Source organism: Microbacterium ginsengiterrae (assembly GCF_014205075.1).
In the GTDB taxonomy this organism is placed as follows: domain Bacteria; phylum Actinomycetota; class Actinomycetes; order Actinomycetales; family Microbacteriaceae; genus Microbacterium; species Microbacterium ginsengiterrae.
The window spans coordinates 2359781-2375153 of the sequence record NZ_JACHMU010000001.1 but is presented as its reverse complement, the minus strand read 5'-3'; the positions used below and the strand labels follow the sequence as shown (position 1 = coordinate 2375153).

Genomic DNA, 15373 nt, shown 5'->3' with positions numbered 1-15373 from the left:
AAGCGCGGGCGGTGGGGCGATGTACTACAACTGGGAGGGTCGTCCATGGTGGATAGATTCTAGCGAATCGTGCGGGGCGAGGTCCTTGTTTTCGCTGAGAGTGCCGTCAGGTCACCAGCTCACGGGCAGGGCCTTGCCCTCTTCATACCCCGCAGCCGACTGGCGGCCGACGAGGGCCCGCTCGTGGAACTGCGCGACAGTGGCGGCACCGGCGTACGTGAAGGACGAGCGCACTCCCGAAGTGATCATGTCGAGCAGATCCTCGAGCCCAGGGCGCAGCGGATCGAGGTAGATCTTCGAGGACGAGATGCCCTCCGCGAACAGCTCCTTGCGCGCGCGTTCGTACGCGTCCAGTCGCCCGAAGCGCGCCTGCACGGCCTTGGTCGACGCCATGCCCCAGGATTCCTTGAAGACGCGACCGTCCGGATCCGTGTGCAGTTCTCCCGGTGCCTCCACCGTGCCGGCGAACCAGGACCCGATCATGACCGAGGCGGCACCGGCGGCGAGGGCGAGCGCCACATCACGGGGGTAGCGGACGCCCCCATCGGCCCACACGTGCGCTCCGGCGGCGCTCGCCGCCTCCGCGGTCTCCAGCACCGCCGAGAACTGCGGTCGCCCGACAGCGGTCATCATCCGGGTCGTGCACATGGCCCCGGGCCCGACGCCGACCTTGAGGATGGAGGCTCCGGCGTCGACGAGATCGGTCACACCGTCCGCCGTGACGATGTTGCCCGCCACGAGCGGGATGCCGAGGTCCAGGGCGGCGACCGCGGCGAGCGCACGGAGCATCCCCTCCTGATGTCCGTGGGCGGTGTCGATCACCAGGACGTCGACACCGGCGGCGGCGAGAGCAGTGGCCTTCGCCGCGACGTCTCCGTTGATGCCGATCGCCGCGCCGACCGCCAGTCGGCCATCGGTGTCGACAGCGGGGCGGTAGAGCGTGGAACGGAGGGCACTGCGCGCGCTCAGCGTCCCGACGAGATGCCCGTGGTCGACCACGGTGACCAGGTCCGCGCCCGTCTCGGTGATGACGTCGAACGCGGCGCGGGCGTCGGAGACGTCCTCTGCGTCGAGCGCCGGGGTGCCGGAGTGGACGAGGTCGCCCAGCTGCGCGTCGGGCAGCGCCCGCGCCAGCCGCGTCGCCGGGAGGACGCCGAGGATGTCGGACACCTCGATCCGGCCGCTCCCGCTCGCCACGACGAAACCGTGTCCGGCGACCGGAGGGATGAGGCGGAGCGCGTCGGCGACGGTGGCCGACGGCGAGAGCACCAGTGGGGTGTCCCAGGACACCGGCTGCGCCTTGACCGCGCGGATGGCGGCGTCGAGCTCCTGAAGCGGCATGTCCTGCGGGAGGATGCCCAGTCCACCGCGCCGGGCGAGGACGGCCGCCAGCCGCGGACCGGTGACCGAGTTCATGTTCGCGGCGACGAGAGGGATGGTCGCCCCTGTGCCGTCCTGGGGCGAGAGATCGACCTCGAGACGACTCGAGATGCCGGACCGACGCGGCACCAGGAAGACGTCGGAGTAGGTGAGATCCACGTCAGGCTGCTCGCTGAGGAACTTCATGGTCCAACGGTATCTTTTCGCGCCGTGATTCGGGCGGGTCCAGTCGCCTGCGGAGGTCGTGGAACAGGTTAGGCTAGATGTCAGTATGCGCGGACCCGGGGATTCCCGAACTCGCGTGCGAACACAGCTTCAGCGATGAAAGAGGGCGATAACGAGTGGCCAACCAGGTAGCCGGCGTCGGGGGTTCGGACGACGGGGATTTCGGAGCCAATTCGTGGCTCGTCGAGGAGCTGTACGAACAGTTCAAGACCGACCGCAATTCCGTCGACAAGGAGTGGTGGCCGATCCTCGAGAAGTACACGCCGGATGCCGGTACCTCTGCTCCCGCCTCCCCCACGGCGAGCAGTGCGGGTAACGCGCACCCCGTCACGGCACCCGTCCCGGTGATCGGCACGCAGCCGGTGGCCAGGACGACGGCGAAGCCGGCCAAGCAGGCACCCATCCCCGCACAGGCGCCCAAGCCGACGCCGAAGGACTCCAACGCCGAGAGCGAAGCGGCCGACGAGGACAAGGTCACCCCGCTGCGCGGCATGACGAAGACCCTCGCGGCGAACATGGACCAGTCCCTCTCGGTCCCCACCGCCACGAGCGTCCGGACGATCCCCGCGAAGCTCCTGATCGACAACCGCATCGTCATCAACAACCACATGTCGCGCTCGCGCGGCGGCAAGGTGAGCTTCACGCACCTCATCGGCTGGGCCCTGATCCAGACGCTGAAGGAGTTCCCCAGCCAGAACGTCTTCTACGCCGAGATCGACGGCAAGCCCTCCGTGGTGGCCCCGGCGCATGTGAACTTCGGCATCGCGATCGATCTGCCCAAGCCGGACGGCACGCGCGCGCTGATGGTCCCGAGCATCAAGCGGGCCGACACGCTGTCGTTCACGGAGTACCTCTCCGCATACGAGGACCTCGTCACACGTGCACGAGGGAACAAGCTGACGGCGGCCGACTTCGCCGGCACCACGGTGTCGCTGACGAACCCCGGCGGCATCGGCACCGTGCACTCCGTGCCCCGTCTGATGAAGGGCCAGGGCGCCATCATCGGCGCCGGCGCTCTCGAGTACCCGGCGGAGTTCCAGGGCGCGAGCCCGAAGACGCTCGCCGAACTCGGCATCGGGAAGACCATCACCCTCACCAGCACCTACGACCACCGTGTCATCCAGGGCGCCGGCTCCGGCGAGTTCCTCAAGAAGGTCCACGAGCTGCTCATCGGTCAGCGCGGCTTCTACGACGAGGTCTTCGCCGCCCTCCGCATCCCGTACGCGCCCATCCGCTGGAACCCGGACATCGCCGTCGACCTCGCAGAGCGCGTCGACAAGCAGTCCAGGGTTCAGGAGCTCATCAACTCGTACCGCGTCCGCGGTCACCTGATGGCCGACATCGACCCGCTGGAGTACGTCCAGCGCTCGCACCCCGACCTCGAGATCGAGAGCCACGGCCTGACCTTCTGGGATCTCGACCGCGAGTTCGTCACCGGCGGGTTCGGCGGCAAGCGGGTCATGAAGCTGCGCGACATCCTCGGTGTGCTGCGCGACTCGTACTGCCGCACGCTCGGTATCGAGTACATGCACATCCAGGACCCCGAGCAGCGCCGCTGGTTCCAGGAGAAGCTCGAGGTCAAGTACCAGAAGCCGGGGCACGACGAGCAACTGCGCGTCCTCCGCAAGCTCAACGAGGCCGAGGCCTTCGAGACCTTCCTGCAGACGAAGTTCGTCGGGCAGAAGCGCTTCTCGCTCGAGGGCGGCGAGTCCCTCATCCCGCTGCTGGACGAGATCCTGCAGGGCGCCGCGACGAGCGGACTCGACGGAGCCGCCATCGGCATGGCCCACCGCGGTCGCCTCAACGTGCTCACCAACATCGCCGGCAAGACCTACGGACAGGTGTTCCGCGAGTTCGAGGGCACCCAGATGCCCGGCAACGAGCGCGGCTCCGGTGACGTCAAGTACCACCTCGGCACCGAGGGCACCTTCGTCGCCGACGACGGCTCCGAGCTGCCGGTGTACCTCGCGGCGAACCCCTCGCACCTGGAGACGGTCGACGGAGTGCTCGAGGGCATCGTCCGCGCGAAGCAGGACCGCAAGCCCATCGGCACCTTCTCCTGGCTGCCGATCCTCGTCCACGGTGACGCCGCCTTCGCCGGCCAGGGCGTCGTGGTGGAGACCATGCAGATGTCCCAGCTGCGGGGATACCGCACCGGTGGTACGGTCCACGTCGTCGTCAACAACCAGGTGGGCTTCACGACCACCCCGACCGACGCCCGCACCTCCGTGTACGCCACGGACGTCGCGAAGACCATCCAGGCGCCGGTGTTCCACGTGAACGGCGATGACCCCGAGTCGGTGATCCACGTCGCCCAGCTCGCGTTCGAGTACCGCGAGCGGTTCCACCGCGACGTCGTCATCGATCTCGTCTGCTACCGCCGCCGTGGCCACAACGAGGGCGACGACCCCTCGATGACCCAGCCACTGATGACGGACCTCATCCAGGCGAAGCGCTCGGTGCGCAAGCTCTACACCGAGGCGCTCGTCGGCCGCGGCGACATCACCGAAGAGGAGTACGAGCAGGCGAAGGACGACTTCCAGAGCCGGCTCGAGGTCGCGTTCGCCGAGACGCATGCGGCCGAGACGGGTGCGACGCCGATCGCCCCTGACCTCTCGCCGGTCGATGAGATCGTCGGCGAGCCGGACGTCACCGGAGTCTCCTCCGAGGTCATCGCCCTCATCGGCGAGGCGTTCGCGAACAAGCCGGAGGGCTTCTCGGTCCACCCGAAGATCCAGCAGCTGCTGGACAAGCGCGTGGAGATGACCCGCAACGGCGGAATCGACTGGGGCTTCGGCGAGCTGCTCGCCTTCGGTTCTCTGCTCGCAGAGGGCACGACGGTGCGTCTGGCTGGACAGGACTCCCGCCGCGGGACGTTCGTGCAGCGGCACGCCGTGATGCACGACCGGACCAACGGCCAGGAGTGGCTGCCGCTGTCGAACCTCTCCGAGAAGCAGGGCCGGTTCTTCGTCTACGACTCGCTGCTGAGCGAGTACGCCGCGATGGGGTACGAGTACGGCTATTCCGTGGAGGCGCCGGAGGCACTCGTGCTCTGGGAGGCGCAGTTCGGCGACTTCGCGAACACCGCGCAGGCCGTCATCGACGAGTACGTCTCGTCCGCCGAGCAGAAGTGGGGACAGCAGTCGGGTGTGACGCTCCTGCTCCCCCACGGCTACGAGGGTCAGGGACCGGACCACTCCTCGGCACGCATCGAGCGTTTCCTGCAGCTGTGCGCGCAGGACAACATGATCGTCGCGCGCCCGTCGACGCCGGCGTCGTACTTCCACCTGCTGCGCCGTCAGGCATACGCACGCCCCCGCAAGCCCCTCATCGTCTTCACGCCGAAGGCCATGCTGCGCCTGCGCGGTGCGACCAGCAGCGTCGAGGACTTCACCCAGGGCAAGTTCGAGCCGATCGTGGATGACAACCGCGGCCTGGACCGCGATGCGGTCACCCGCGTCCTCATCCACTCGGGCAAGATCCACTGGGATCTGCGCAACGAGCTCGACAAGAACCCGAACCCGCAGATCGCCCTCGTGCGTCTCGAGCAGCTCTACCCGACGCCGATGGACTCCCTGAAGAAGATCGCGGCGTCGTACCCGAACGCCGAGCTGTTCTGGGTCCAGGACGAGCCGGAGAACCAGGGCGCGTGGCCGTTCCTCGCACTGGAGTTCGACAAGGTCCGCGACCGGGGCGTCACCGTCATCGCCCGTGCGGCATCCGCGTCGCCCGCGACCGGTTCGTCGAAGGTGCACGCGGCCCAGCAGGCGGACCTGCTGAGCCGCGCTCTGACGCTGTCCTGATCGACAGCGGCGCCCGTCCTCAGTACCAGATGCCGAGGGCGGGCGCCGACGTCGCCCGGAAGGCGTCATCGATGGATGCCGCCACCTCAGCGCTGGCGTCCAGTCGCCCTGCCGCACGCAGCTGTGCCGCGCTGACTCCCCCGACGTAGAGCGCAGAGAGCGTGCTGACGTCGAGGGCTGCATCCGCCGTCTCCGTCTGCGAAGGCGTGACCGATGCTCGGCCGTCCGGCACCGTGATCCGCCACGTCCCGTCGGCGAAGCCGAGGGTGTCCTCGACCCGGAGCACGACGTCCAGCGGCGCGCGGTACGTCCGTCCGCCGAACGCGGCGGGGACGTCGAGGATGCGCAGCCAGCCGTGGTCGTGCACGACGACCTCGACACCCCGACGATCCGTGACGAGCCACGGCAGCGGATCGTCGATCGGTCGAAGGTCGGCGGTCACCTTGTCGACGAGATCGTGCTGCAGTGCGAAGCCCCACAGCGCCGTCAGGGCGTCCTGGGTCACGGTCGTCAGCAGGGAGATGTTCATTGCGGAGCGGAAGGCGCCTGGGACGTCCTCGAGGGTGTAGACCATGACCCCGCGCACCTTGCCGTGCTCGTCGAGGTAGCGCACTCCGCGCACCTTCGCCGCCGAAGGGTTACCGGCGGCCACCGCCGCCATCCGTCCCCATCGGAGGTCCCAGCCGGCGACCTGACCGGCGCGCTGGGTGCGCTCGACCTCGTGCACAGCGGCCAGGGAGGTCTTCAGCGCTTCCTTCTCGACGTACTCGATGCGCCCCGCGGGTGCCGTCGCGGCCCATCCCGCGCGTCGTGTGTCGATGGTCATGCGGGCGACGGGCACCGCAGGGGCGAAACCGTAACGGCCGTAGATGGTCGCCTCCGAGGCGGTGAGCCCGGCGACGGGGACGCCGGCGGATGCCGCCGCACGCAGCTCGCCCTCGAGCAGCGCTCGTGCGACACCTCGACGGCGGTGCGTACCCGAGACGGTCACGGAACTGATGGCCCACATGTCCACCTCGCCCCCGGGGACCGTCAGCGGCGTGACCCAGGAGTTCACCGTGGCCACCGGCAGGGCGCCGCGGGCGGCATCGGCGGGGAAGACCCCGATGTTGCGACGCTCGGCGATGCCGGCGCGGTCCACCGCCAGCACGTCGTCTGCCGGCTCCGCGTCGAGGAACCCTCTGGCGTCGGCGCGGATGAACGCGTTCGCGTCGTCCTCGGACGAGGTGTCGACGAGTCGGTAGGTGAGGCCTTGGCGTTCCAGCGCCTCGGCGGAGACGGAATCGACGGGGATCTGCGTTGCGTCGGTCATCGTCCCAGCCTATGGGAGGACCGGACGCCGGTTCAGTGGGCGGCGGCCTGAGCGGCGCGGAGCTTGGCGAGCACCTGGTCGCGGAGCTCCTCCGGTGCGCTCTCCTTGCATGCGCGCGCCACGACCTCGGTCAAGGTGCTGGCGACGAGCGCCTCACCCTGGCAGGACGGGCAGTTCTCCAGGTGTTCGCGGATCGCAGCGTGCTCGGTCTTGCACACCTCGTTGCGCAGGTATTCCTCCAGGTCCTGACGGGCCTTGTCGCAACCGCAATCGGTCATTTCGTGCTCCTCGTGCCGGCCGCGGCGATTCCTCGCTCCGCGGCATAATCTGCCAGCAGCTCCCGCAGCATCCGTCTGCCACGGTGCAGACGGCTCATCACGGTGCCGATGGGGGTCTTCATGATGTCGGCGATCTCCTGGTAGGCGAAACCCTCGACATCGGCGAGGTACACCGCCAACCGGAAGTCCTCCGGAAGTTCCTGCAGCGCATCCTTGACGACGGATGCCGGCATGCGGTCGATCGCCTCGGCCTCCGCCGAACGGCTGTGGGTGGCGGTGGTCGATTCCGCACCGCCCATCTGCCAGTCCTCGAGCTCGTCGATCGTGCCCTGGAAGGGCTCGCGCTGCTTCTTGCGGTAGATGTTGATGTAGGTGTTGGTCAGGATGCGGTACAGCCAGGCCTTGAGGTTCGTCCCCTGGGTGAACGACGACCAGGACGCGAACGCCTTCACGAAGGTCTCCTGGACGAGGTCGGCGGCGTCGGCCGGATTGCGCGTCATGCGCATGGCGGCGGCGTACAGCTGATCCATGAAGGGGATCGCCTGTTCCTCGAACTCGCGCTGCGCGAGGCCTTCGACATCTTCGGGGGTCGTGTCATCCATCACCGGCCAGTCTAGGCCGACAAGGTCGTCGATCCGGCGCTCCAGCGTCGCGATCATCCTCTGTCCTCCTCAGCGTTGTCCAGGCCATTCACTAAGGTTGGAACCGATGAGCGACACGACGTATTCCCCTTCTCCCGCCGGGGGCGCATACACGGCCCCCGTGGCCGAGCGCGCCGTGCGCGCCTCGGTGACGATCCCCGGCTCGAAGTCCCTCACCAATCGCGAGCTCATGATCGCCGCGATCGCTGATGGACCGGGTCGACTGATCGCACCGCTGCACTCCGACGACTCCCGCCGCATGGTCGAGGCGCTGCGCGCGCTGGGCACCGGCATCGAAGAGGTCGACGGCGCCGGCGAGTTCGGCCCGGATCTCGTCGTCACCCCCGCCGCTCTGCGCGGCGACACGACCATCGACTGCGGTCAGGCGGGCACCGTCATGCGCTTCATCGCCCCGCTGGCCGGCCTCGCCGCCGCCGACGTGCATCTGACGGCGCACGAGAGCGCCCTGCACCGGCCGATGGGCGCCATGATCACGGCGCTGCGCGACCTCGGCGTCGACATCGACGACGAGGGCACGTGGTCGCTGCCGTTCACGATCCGCGGTCACGGCCGCATCCGAGGCGGGCGGATCGAGATCGATGCCTCGGCATCGAGTCAGTTCGTGTCCGGGCTGCTCCTGGCCGCTCCGCGGTTCGACGTGGGGCTGCACCTCGTGCACACCGGCGAGCATCTGCCGAGCCTTCCGCACATCGACATGACCATCGAGTCGCTGAGCCGGCGCGGCATCCGCATCGAGCGGCCGGCACCCGGCGAGTGGCTGGTCGAGAGCGGCGTGCCACGGGCCAAGGAGATCGCGATCGAACCCGATCTCTCCAACGCCGCCCCGTTCCTCGCTGCGGCGATGATCACCGGCGGCGAGGTGTCCGTGACCGGATGGCCGCTGCACTCCACCCAACCCGGTGCGCTCCTTCCGGAGATCCTGCAGGCGATGGGCGCCCACGTGGGCCGGCACAGCGGCATCATGACGGCGCGCGCCGGAGACGGCATCCGTGGCCTCGAGCTCGACCTGTCCGCCGCCAGTGAGCTCACCCCGACCATCGTCGGGCTCGCGGCCTTCGCCGACGGGCCGACGACCATCCGCGGTATCGGACACATCCGCATGCACGAGACCGATCGCATCGCCGCGCTGATCGGCAACCTCACCGCGCTCGGCGGAGAGGTCGAAGAGCTGTCCGACGGGTTGCGCGTCATCCCCCGACCGCTGCACGGCGGCGACTGGAAGGCGCATCACGATCACCGGATCGCGACGACGGGTGCGCTGATCGGGTTGCGTGTCCCCGATGTGCAGGTCGACGACATCGGCACGACCGCGAAGACGCTGCCGGAGTTCACGCTGCTGTGGGAGCGGATGCTGGCCGCACCGGAGGGCGCGTCCGCGTGAGCTGGCTGGATCCGGACGACGACCTCGACGACCAGTACGAGGACTTCGACGAGAGCAGCATCCGCGAGCGACCGAACCCGAAGGCGAACCGACCGCGCACCAAGCGCCGCCCCGCCCACGAGGACGCCGAGATCGGCCTGGTGCTCGGGGTCGATCGCGGCCGCTACACCGTGATGATGGACGAGGGAACGGCCGACGAGCGGATCATCACGACCACGCGCGCCCGTGAGCTGCGTCGCACCCCCATCGTCACCGGTGACCGTGCGCGCGTCGTCGGCGACACCTCTGGCACGGAGGGCACACTGGCCCGCATCGTCGGTATCGTCGAGCGCACCTCCCTGCTGCGGCGAAGCGCCGATGACACGGATCAGGTCGAGCGGGTGATCGTCGCCAACGCCGATCAGATGCTCATCGTCGTCGCGGCCGCCGATCCGGAACCCCGCCCTCGGCTGGTCGATCGCTACCTCGTGGCCGCCCTCGATGCCGGCATCCGCCCTCTTCTCGTGGTCACCAAGACCGACCTCGCCGTTCCGGCACCCTTCCTCTCGCATTTCGACGGTCTGGACCTGCGGGTGTTCACCAGCGCTCGCGGTGAGATGCCCGTCGACGAGATCGGCGCCGACCTCATCGGCCACTCCACGGTCTTCGTCGGGCACTCCGGCGTCGGCAAGTCGACCCTCGTCAACGCGCTCGTGCCGACGGCCGATCGCGCCACAGGTCACGTCAACCAGGTCACGGGGCGCGGTCGCCACACCTCCTCGTCCACCGTGTCGCTCCGTTATGAGAACGCCGACGGCGCCGGCTGGGTCATCGACACCCCCGGCGTGCGATCGTTCGGGCTCGGCCACGTCGACCCCGCGCACATCCTCGGCGCGTTCACGGAGCTCGCCGAGATCGCAGAGGCGTGTCCGCGTGGCTGCACACATCTGGCCGATGCGCCCGACTGCGCGTTGATCGAGGCGGCGGAGCACGGCGAGCTCAACCCGGCAGAGCTGGCGCGCCTCGACTCGCTCCAGCGCCTGCTGCAGACATTCGCCGACAAGGCCGAGAAGCACGCGGACAAGTAGGCTGGGGATCGTGACTCAGCGCTTGGAACCCGGAACGCCCGCTCCCGACTTCTCCCTGCTCGACCAGGACGGCGACACCGTCGCCCTGAAGGATCTGCGCGGCCAGAAGACGATCCTGTACTTCTACCCCGCCGCGATGACGCCGGGCTGCACCACGCAGGCATGCGACTTCCGTGACAGCATCGCGTCGCTGCAGGGTGCGGGCTACCGCGTCGTCGGAGTGTCTCGGGACGAGCCGGCGAAGCTCGCCGAGTTCCGCGACCGCGACGGTCTCACCTTCCCGCTGCTGAGCGACCCCGATCACGCCGTGCACACGGCCTACGGGGTGTGGGGCGAGAAGATGAACTACGGCAAGGTGGTCGAGGGCGTGATCCGGTCGACGTTCGTGCTCGACGAGGACGGCACGATCACCCAGGCGCTCTACAACGTCAAGGCGACGGGACACGTCGCCCGGTTGCGGAAGACGCTCGGGATCGACGCCTGACCGCAGGGCCACGGGTCCGCACGGCGAGCAGAGCGCAGGCGACGACGGCCAGACCGCCCACCAGCGTCAGTATCGTGATCTCCTCCCGGAGAAGCAATGCGGCCCATCCGATGCTCAGCACCGGTTGGACGAGCTGCACCTGACTGATCTGGGCGATCGGTCCGAGCGCGAGGCCGCGGTACCACGCCACGAAGCCGAGGAACATGCTCACGACGCCCAGGTAGGCGAAGCTGAGCCATTCCACGGCGGTCCCCTTCGGCGGCTGCGCGAGGATGGCGCCGACGGACAGTGCCGCCATCAGGGGCGCGGCGATCACGAGAGCCCAAGAGATGGTCTGCCATGCCCCGAGGTCTCTCGAGACCACACCGCCCTCGGCATAGGCCAGCGCGCAGACGAGCACTGCCCCGAAGAGCAGACCGTCGGCAGGCTGCAGCGCACCGACGCCGCCCGCCGACACGGCGGCGAACGCCACCGCCGCCACCGCACCGGCTGCTGCCGCCCACCAGAAGGCCGCGGACGGACGCGCCCCCGTGCGCACCACAGACACCACCGCGGTCGCGGCAGGGAGAAGCGCGATCACGACCGCTCCGTGAGCGGCGGGTGTCTGCGTGAGGGCGAACGACGTCAGCAACGGAAAGCCGACCACCGCACCGATCGCCACGATCGCGATACTGCCCCACTGACGACCCCGCGGGCGCGGCGATCGGGCGATCATCAATGCCGCACCGGCGACGAGCGCCGCGATCACGGCGCGTGCGCTGCCGACGAACAGCGGTGACAGGTTCCCCGCCCCGACGGCGACCCGCGTGAGGGGAACCGTGAGGGAGAAGGCGAGGACGCCGAGGAGACCCCACGTGACCCCTCGGAGGGGCGGGAGTACCGCTGTGTCGTGGCCGGCGATAGCGCTACTGTTGAGCTTCATGAGTCACAGTAGCAGTCGTCGCATCCGGGACGATCTGGAGGCCTGGATCGCGTCGGCGTCGCCGGGCGCACGGCTGCCCTCCACGCGCGAGCTCACCGCGCGCCACAGTGCGAGCCCGGTGACTGTCCAGGCCGCGCTGCGAGAGCTCGTGGCCCAGGGCGTCATCGAGATGAGACCCGGCGTCGGAGCCTTCGTCAGCGCGACGCCGCACATCCGTCCGCGCGACTTCTCCTGGCAGACCGGGGCGCTCGGGGCATCCGGGCAGCTCTCGGCGGAGACGTCGACCGCCATGCGCACCGTACACCCCGACACGATCCGCCTGCACTCGGGCTACCCCGAGCGCGACCTGCTCCCGGAGCGCCTTCTGCGTTCAGCGCTCGCGAGAGCCGGACGCAGCGATGCCGCATTGGAGCGGACCGACCCCGCAGGGTCCCCGGGGTTGCGCGCCTGGTTCGCATCGGAGCTCGCGACGCAGACTCCGGCGCGCTTCGCCGCCCCTTCTCCTCAGGACGTGATCATCCTCCCCGGCAGCCAGCTCGGCCTCGGAGCGATCTTCCGCAGCACCGTGGGACCGAACAGGACTGTCCTCATCGAGTCCCCCACGTACTGGGGCGCCATCCTCGCCGCCCGTCAGGTCGGGGTGACACTGGTCCCCGTCCCCTCCGGCCCTGACGGACCGGACCTCGACGCGCTACGGAGGGCATTCGCCGAAACGAGTGCGCGCGGTTTCTACGCGCAGCCGAACTTCGCCAACCCGACAGGTGCGCAGTGGAGCGCCTCGACCGGGCGCGACGTCCTCGAGATCGTCCGTGGCAACCGCGCGTTCCTCATCGAGGACGACTGGGCGCACGACTTCGCGATCACGACCGCGTCCTCACCGCTCGCTGCGCAGGACGACGGCGGACACGTCGTGTACCTCCGCTCGCTGACGAAGAGCGTCTCGCCAGCGATCCGAGTGGCCGCCGTGATCGCACGCGGTCCCGTGCGGCACCGGCTCATGGCCGAACTCCAGGCGCAGTCGATGTACGTCAGCGGTGTGCTGCAGGCGGCCGCCCTCGACGTCCTCACGCAACCGGGATGGGAGACGCATCGACGCGCCGTGCGCAGACAGCTGCGAGCCCGGCGGGATCTCCTCGCCGACGCCATCCGCGCCCACGTGCCGGAGGCGACCATCACCTCGATTCCGCCCGGCGGTCTCAACCTCTGGGTGCGGATGCCGGATGACACCGACATCGACCGACTCGTGCAGGACGCGGAGACGAGAGGGCTTGCGATCGCCGGCGGCGGCGAATGGTTCCCGGGCGAGGCCACCGGGCGCTACCTCCGACTCAACTTCGCCGGCCCCGACCCGGCCGCCTACGAGCGCGCGGCGATCCTTCTCGCCGATGCGCTGGCTGAGCAGGGGTCACGATGATCGCGCGGGCGTCCACGCCGCCGGTTTTCCGTGCGGCCGCCGTCAGGCCTGCATCACTCGGCGCCGCGTCCCCGGGGGTCGCGGCGTGCGCTCGCGATGAGCAGCACGAGGCCCGCCAGCGCCGGCACCCCGACGCCCAGCGCGAACGCCCACACCACGGGTTGCACGGTCAGCGAGGCCAGCGCCAGGGCCAGCGCGAGCACCTGGAGGACGACCCCGCCGGAGCGCGCCCAGGTGTGCCCTCGCGCCGTGCCCGCGGCGAATGCGAAGAGGGCGACGACCCCGATGAGAGTGAGCACGGTGAGGGCGATCGCAGTGGGCAGCGAAGCCGCCTCGCCCGCCAGGAGTCCGACGAGATCGATGACGACGAAGACCATGAGCGCCGCGCCTTCGAGAGCGAGCACCGCCGCAGCAGTCAGGGCGAGAGCGGATGAACGCACAGAGTCTCCTGAATATGGGATCTGGAGGCAGAAAATCCTTGATTTCCCGCCTTGGCTGTAACACAATGTTAACAGTCATGTGCTCCCACAGCGGCGTGGGGCGAGCATCCGCTCGCACTACTGATTGGCGTCGAAACCCCCGACATCGTCGCTCGTACTCGAGTCTTCGCACAGCGAACACTCATTGATCATCCACACCGAGGAGCCCCCATGGATTGGCGCGACAAAGCCGCCTGCCTGACCGTCGACCCCGAACTGTTCTTCCCTGTCGGGAACACGGGACCCGCCGTCGATCAGATCGAGAAGGCCAAGACCGTCTGCGCCACCTGCACGGTGACCGAGATCTGCCTGCAGTACGCCCTCGAGACCAGCCAGGACTCCGGAGTCTGGGGCGGTCTTTCCGAAGACGAGCGCCGCGCGCTCAAGCGCCGCGCCGCACGTGCACGCCGCGCCTCCTGACACTGCGGCGCGGCACCCGCTCGGATGCCGCGCCGCCATTGTGACCTGAGCCTCAGCTGTTGAGCCAGCGCAGGGGGACGTCGATGGCCACTTCCGTGCCCTCCCCCTCGCTCCCGTGCCACTCGATGCTGCCGCCGAGCTCGCCCTGGATCAGGGTGCGGATGATCTGCGTACCCAACCCCTGACCGACACGGCCCTCCGGGAGCCCGTGTCCGGAGTCGCGCACGGAGACATGCAGGTTGTCGTCCGTACGCGTGGCGTCGATCGTGACGGTGCCCTCCTTGCCCGCGAGCCCATGCTCGACGGCGTTGGTGACGACCTCGGTCAATGCGAGGGCGAGAGGCGTGGCGTACTCGCTGGGCAGAACGCCGAACCGACCGGTCGACTGTGTGCGCGCCCTGGTGTTGGGCGCGGATGCGACCTCTGCGACGAGCTTGAGGACGCGGTGGAACACCTCATCGAAGTCGACCTTCTGCGTGAGCCCCTGCGCCAGGGTGTCGTGCACGACGGCGATCGCGTCCACGCGGCGCATGGCCTGTGTCAGAGCATCCCGCGCCTCGTCCGAGTGGGTACGGCGCGCCTGGATGCGCAGCAGCGAGGCGACGGTCTGGAGATTGTTCTTCACCCGATGGTGGATCTCGCGGATCGTCGCGTCCTTCGTGATGAGCTCCTGCTCCTGATGACGCAGCTCGGTGACGTCGCGGCACAGGATGATCGCGCCGATGCGGGTGCCGTGATCCTTCAGCGGGATGGCGCGCAGCGACACCGTCACGCCTCGCGCTTCGATGTCGGTGCGCCACGGCGCCCTGCCCGTCACGACGACCGGCAGTGACTCGTCGACCTGCCGCGTGGCGGGGAGGATCCGCGTGGTCACCTCGGCGAGGGACTCCCCCTCCAGTTCGTCGTCGAATCCCATCCGGTTGAACGCCGAGAGCGCGTTCGGGCTGGCGAACGTGCTGATGCCGTCGACGTCGATGCGGATCAGTCCGTCGGAGGCGCGCGGTGCCCCGCGGCGCGGCGACGTCGGCGCCGTCAGATCGGGGAACTCCCCCGACGAGACCATGCGGAACAGGTCGTTCGCGCACTCGTCGAACGTGATCTGCTGGCGGGACGGCGTCCGCGCCTCACCGAGGTTCGTGTGCCGGGTCAGCACCCCGATCACCGGGGTGGCGCGACCGCCCTCCGACCGGACGATCGGCACGGCGCGCACGCGCGTCGGCGTCTCCTCGAACCAGTCGGGGGACGAGGAATCGACGATCTCACCGGACTCGAAGGCCCCCTGCACCTGTGTGCGCCATTGCGGGCGGACCCGCTCGCCGACGATGTCGCGGTAGAAAAGCGTCGCGGCGCCGCTGGGGCGCGCGTGAGCGACGGCGATGAACGATCCGTCGTCGGTCGCGACCCACAGGACGATGTCCGCAGAGGAGAGGTCGGCCAGCAGCTGACCGTCGCTGGCGAGTCGATGGAGCCATTCGACGTCTTCGTCGTTCAGGCGGCCCTGGGCGTGGACGAGATCACTGAGGGTTGACACTCTTCAAGACTAGTC

General features: G+C 69.1%; 13 protein-coding genes. 6 read left to right on the top strand and 7 right to left on the bottom strand.

What is annotated here, in order from left to right; all coding sequences use genetic code 11:
• Positions 1-111: 111 nt before the first annotated feature.
• Entirely contained in the window at positions 112-1566 is a 1455-nt protein-coding gene (guaB1, locus tag HD600_RS11490) for a GMP reductase (protein WP_184283777.1), read from the bottom strand.
• 155 nt (positions 1567-1721) lie between these two features.
• On the opposite strand from guaB1, the gene HD600_RS11485 reads away from it, so the two are divergent.
• On the top strand, positions 1722-5408 hold the full coding sequence (locus tag HD600_RS11485) for a multifunctional oxoglutarate decarboxylase/oxoglutarate dehydrogenase thiamine pyrophosphate-binding subunit/dihydrolipoyllysine-residue succinyltransferase subunit (RefSeq protein WP_144795539.1): 3687 nt from the start codon (positions 1722-1724) through the stop codon (positions 5406-5408).
• Positions 5409-5427: 19 nt separating this feature from the next.
• Here the strand turns inward: HD600_RS11485 and HD600_RS11480 are convergent, their stop codons facing one another.
• The 3 genes from HD600_RS11480 to HD600_RS11470 are packed head-to-tail and all read right to left on the bottom strand — an operon-like array spanning position 5428 to position 7657.
• Complete coding sequence (locus HD600_RS11480; protein ID WP_184283776.1) at positions 5428-6720, bottom strand: GNAT family N-acetyltransferase; 1293 nt, start codon at positions 6718-6720, stop codon at positions 5428-5430.
• A 32-nt stretch (positions 6721-6752) separates the two neighbouring features.
• Positions 6753-6998 (bottom strand): zf-HC2 domain-containing protein, encoded by a 246-nt coding sequence (locus tag HD600_RS11475; protein WP_144795541.1) that lies wholly within the window; start codon positions 6996-6998, stop codon positions 6753-6755.
• Positions 6995-7657, bottom strand: a complete 663-nt coding sequence (locus tag HD600_RS11470) for a sigma-70 family RNA polymerase sigma factor (protein WP_144795542.1) — start codon at positions 7655-7657, stop codon at positions 6995-6997. Before HD600_RS11470 ends, HD600_RS11475 begins: the two co-directional genes overlap by 4 nt.
• Before the next feature lie 49 nt (positions 7658-7706).
• Here HD600_RS11470 and aroA point away from each other — a divergent pair, with 49 nt between their 5' ends.
• From aroA to bcp, 3 genes are read left to right on the top strand one after another with little or no spacing between them, the layout of a single operon-like run.
• The gene (gene aroA, locus HD600_RS11465) at positions 7707-9041 is read left to right on the top strand and encodes a 3-phosphoshikimate 1-carboxyvinyltransferase (RefSeq protein WP_144795543.1); all 1335 of its coding nucleotides are present in this window, start codon (positions 7707-7709) and stop codon (positions 9039-9041) included.
• Positions 9038-10108: a ribosome small subunit-dependent GTPase A gene (gene rsgA, locus HD600_RS11460; protein ID WP_184283775.1), complete on the top strand. Its 1071-nt coding sequence runs from the start codon at positions 9038-9040 to the stop codon at positions 10106-10108. The genes aroA and rsgA overlap by 4 nt, the downstream gene beginning before the upstream one ends.
• A 10-nt stretch (positions 10109-10118) precedes the next feature.
• Entirely contained in the window at positions 10119-10592 is a 474-nt protein-coding gene (gene bcp / locus HD600_RS11455; protein WP_144795545.1) for a thioredoxin-dependent thiol peroxidase, read from the top strand.
• Here the strand turns inward: bcp and HD600_RS11450 are convergent.
• Positions 10537-11514, bottom strand: a complete 978-nt coding sequence (locus HD600_RS11450) for a DMT family transporter (RefSeq protein WP_184283774.1) — start codon at positions 11512-11514, stop codon at positions 10537-10539. The two genes, bcp and HD600_RS11450, sit on opposite strands and share 56 nt — an antisense overlap.
• Here HD600_RS11450 and HD600_RS11445 point away from each other — a divergent pair.
• Complete coding sequence (locus HD600_RS11445; protein ID WP_184283773.1) at positions 11513-12928, top strand: aminotransferase-like domain-containing protein; 1416 nt, start codon at positions 11513-11515, stop codon at positions 12926-12928. The two genes, HD600_RS11450 and HD600_RS11445, sit on opposite strands and share 2 nt — an antisense overlap.
• 53 nt (positions 12929-12981) lie before the next feature.
• On the opposite strand, the gene HD600_RS11440 is transcribed toward HD600_RS11445, so the two are convergent.
• Positions 12982-13368, bottom strand: a complete 387-nt coding sequence (locus tag HD600_RS11440; RefSeq protein WP_144795547.1) for a hypothetical protein — start codon at positions 13366-13368, stop codon at positions 12982-12984.
• A 210-nt stretch (positions 13369-13578) separates the two neighbouring features.
• Here HD600_RS11440 and HD600_RS11435 point away from each other — a divergent pair, with 210 nt between their 5' ends.
• Positions 13579-13827, top strand: a complete 249-nt coding sequence (locus HD600_RS11435; RefSeq protein ID WP_017203224.1) for a WhiB family transcriptional regulator — start codon at positions 13579-13581, stop codon at positions 13825-13827.
• A gap of 52 nt (positions 13828-13879) precedes the next feature.
• On the opposite strand, the gene HD600_RS11430 is transcribed toward HD600_RS11435, so the two are convergent.
• Positions 13880-15358 carry a sensor histidine kinase gene (locus HD600_RS11430; RefSeq protein WP_144795548.1) on the bottom strand — a complete coding sequence of 493 codons (1479 nt, stop codon included), beginning with the start codon at positions 15356-15358 and terminating at the stop codon, positions 13880-13882.
• Positions 15359-15373: the final 15 nt, after the last annotated feature.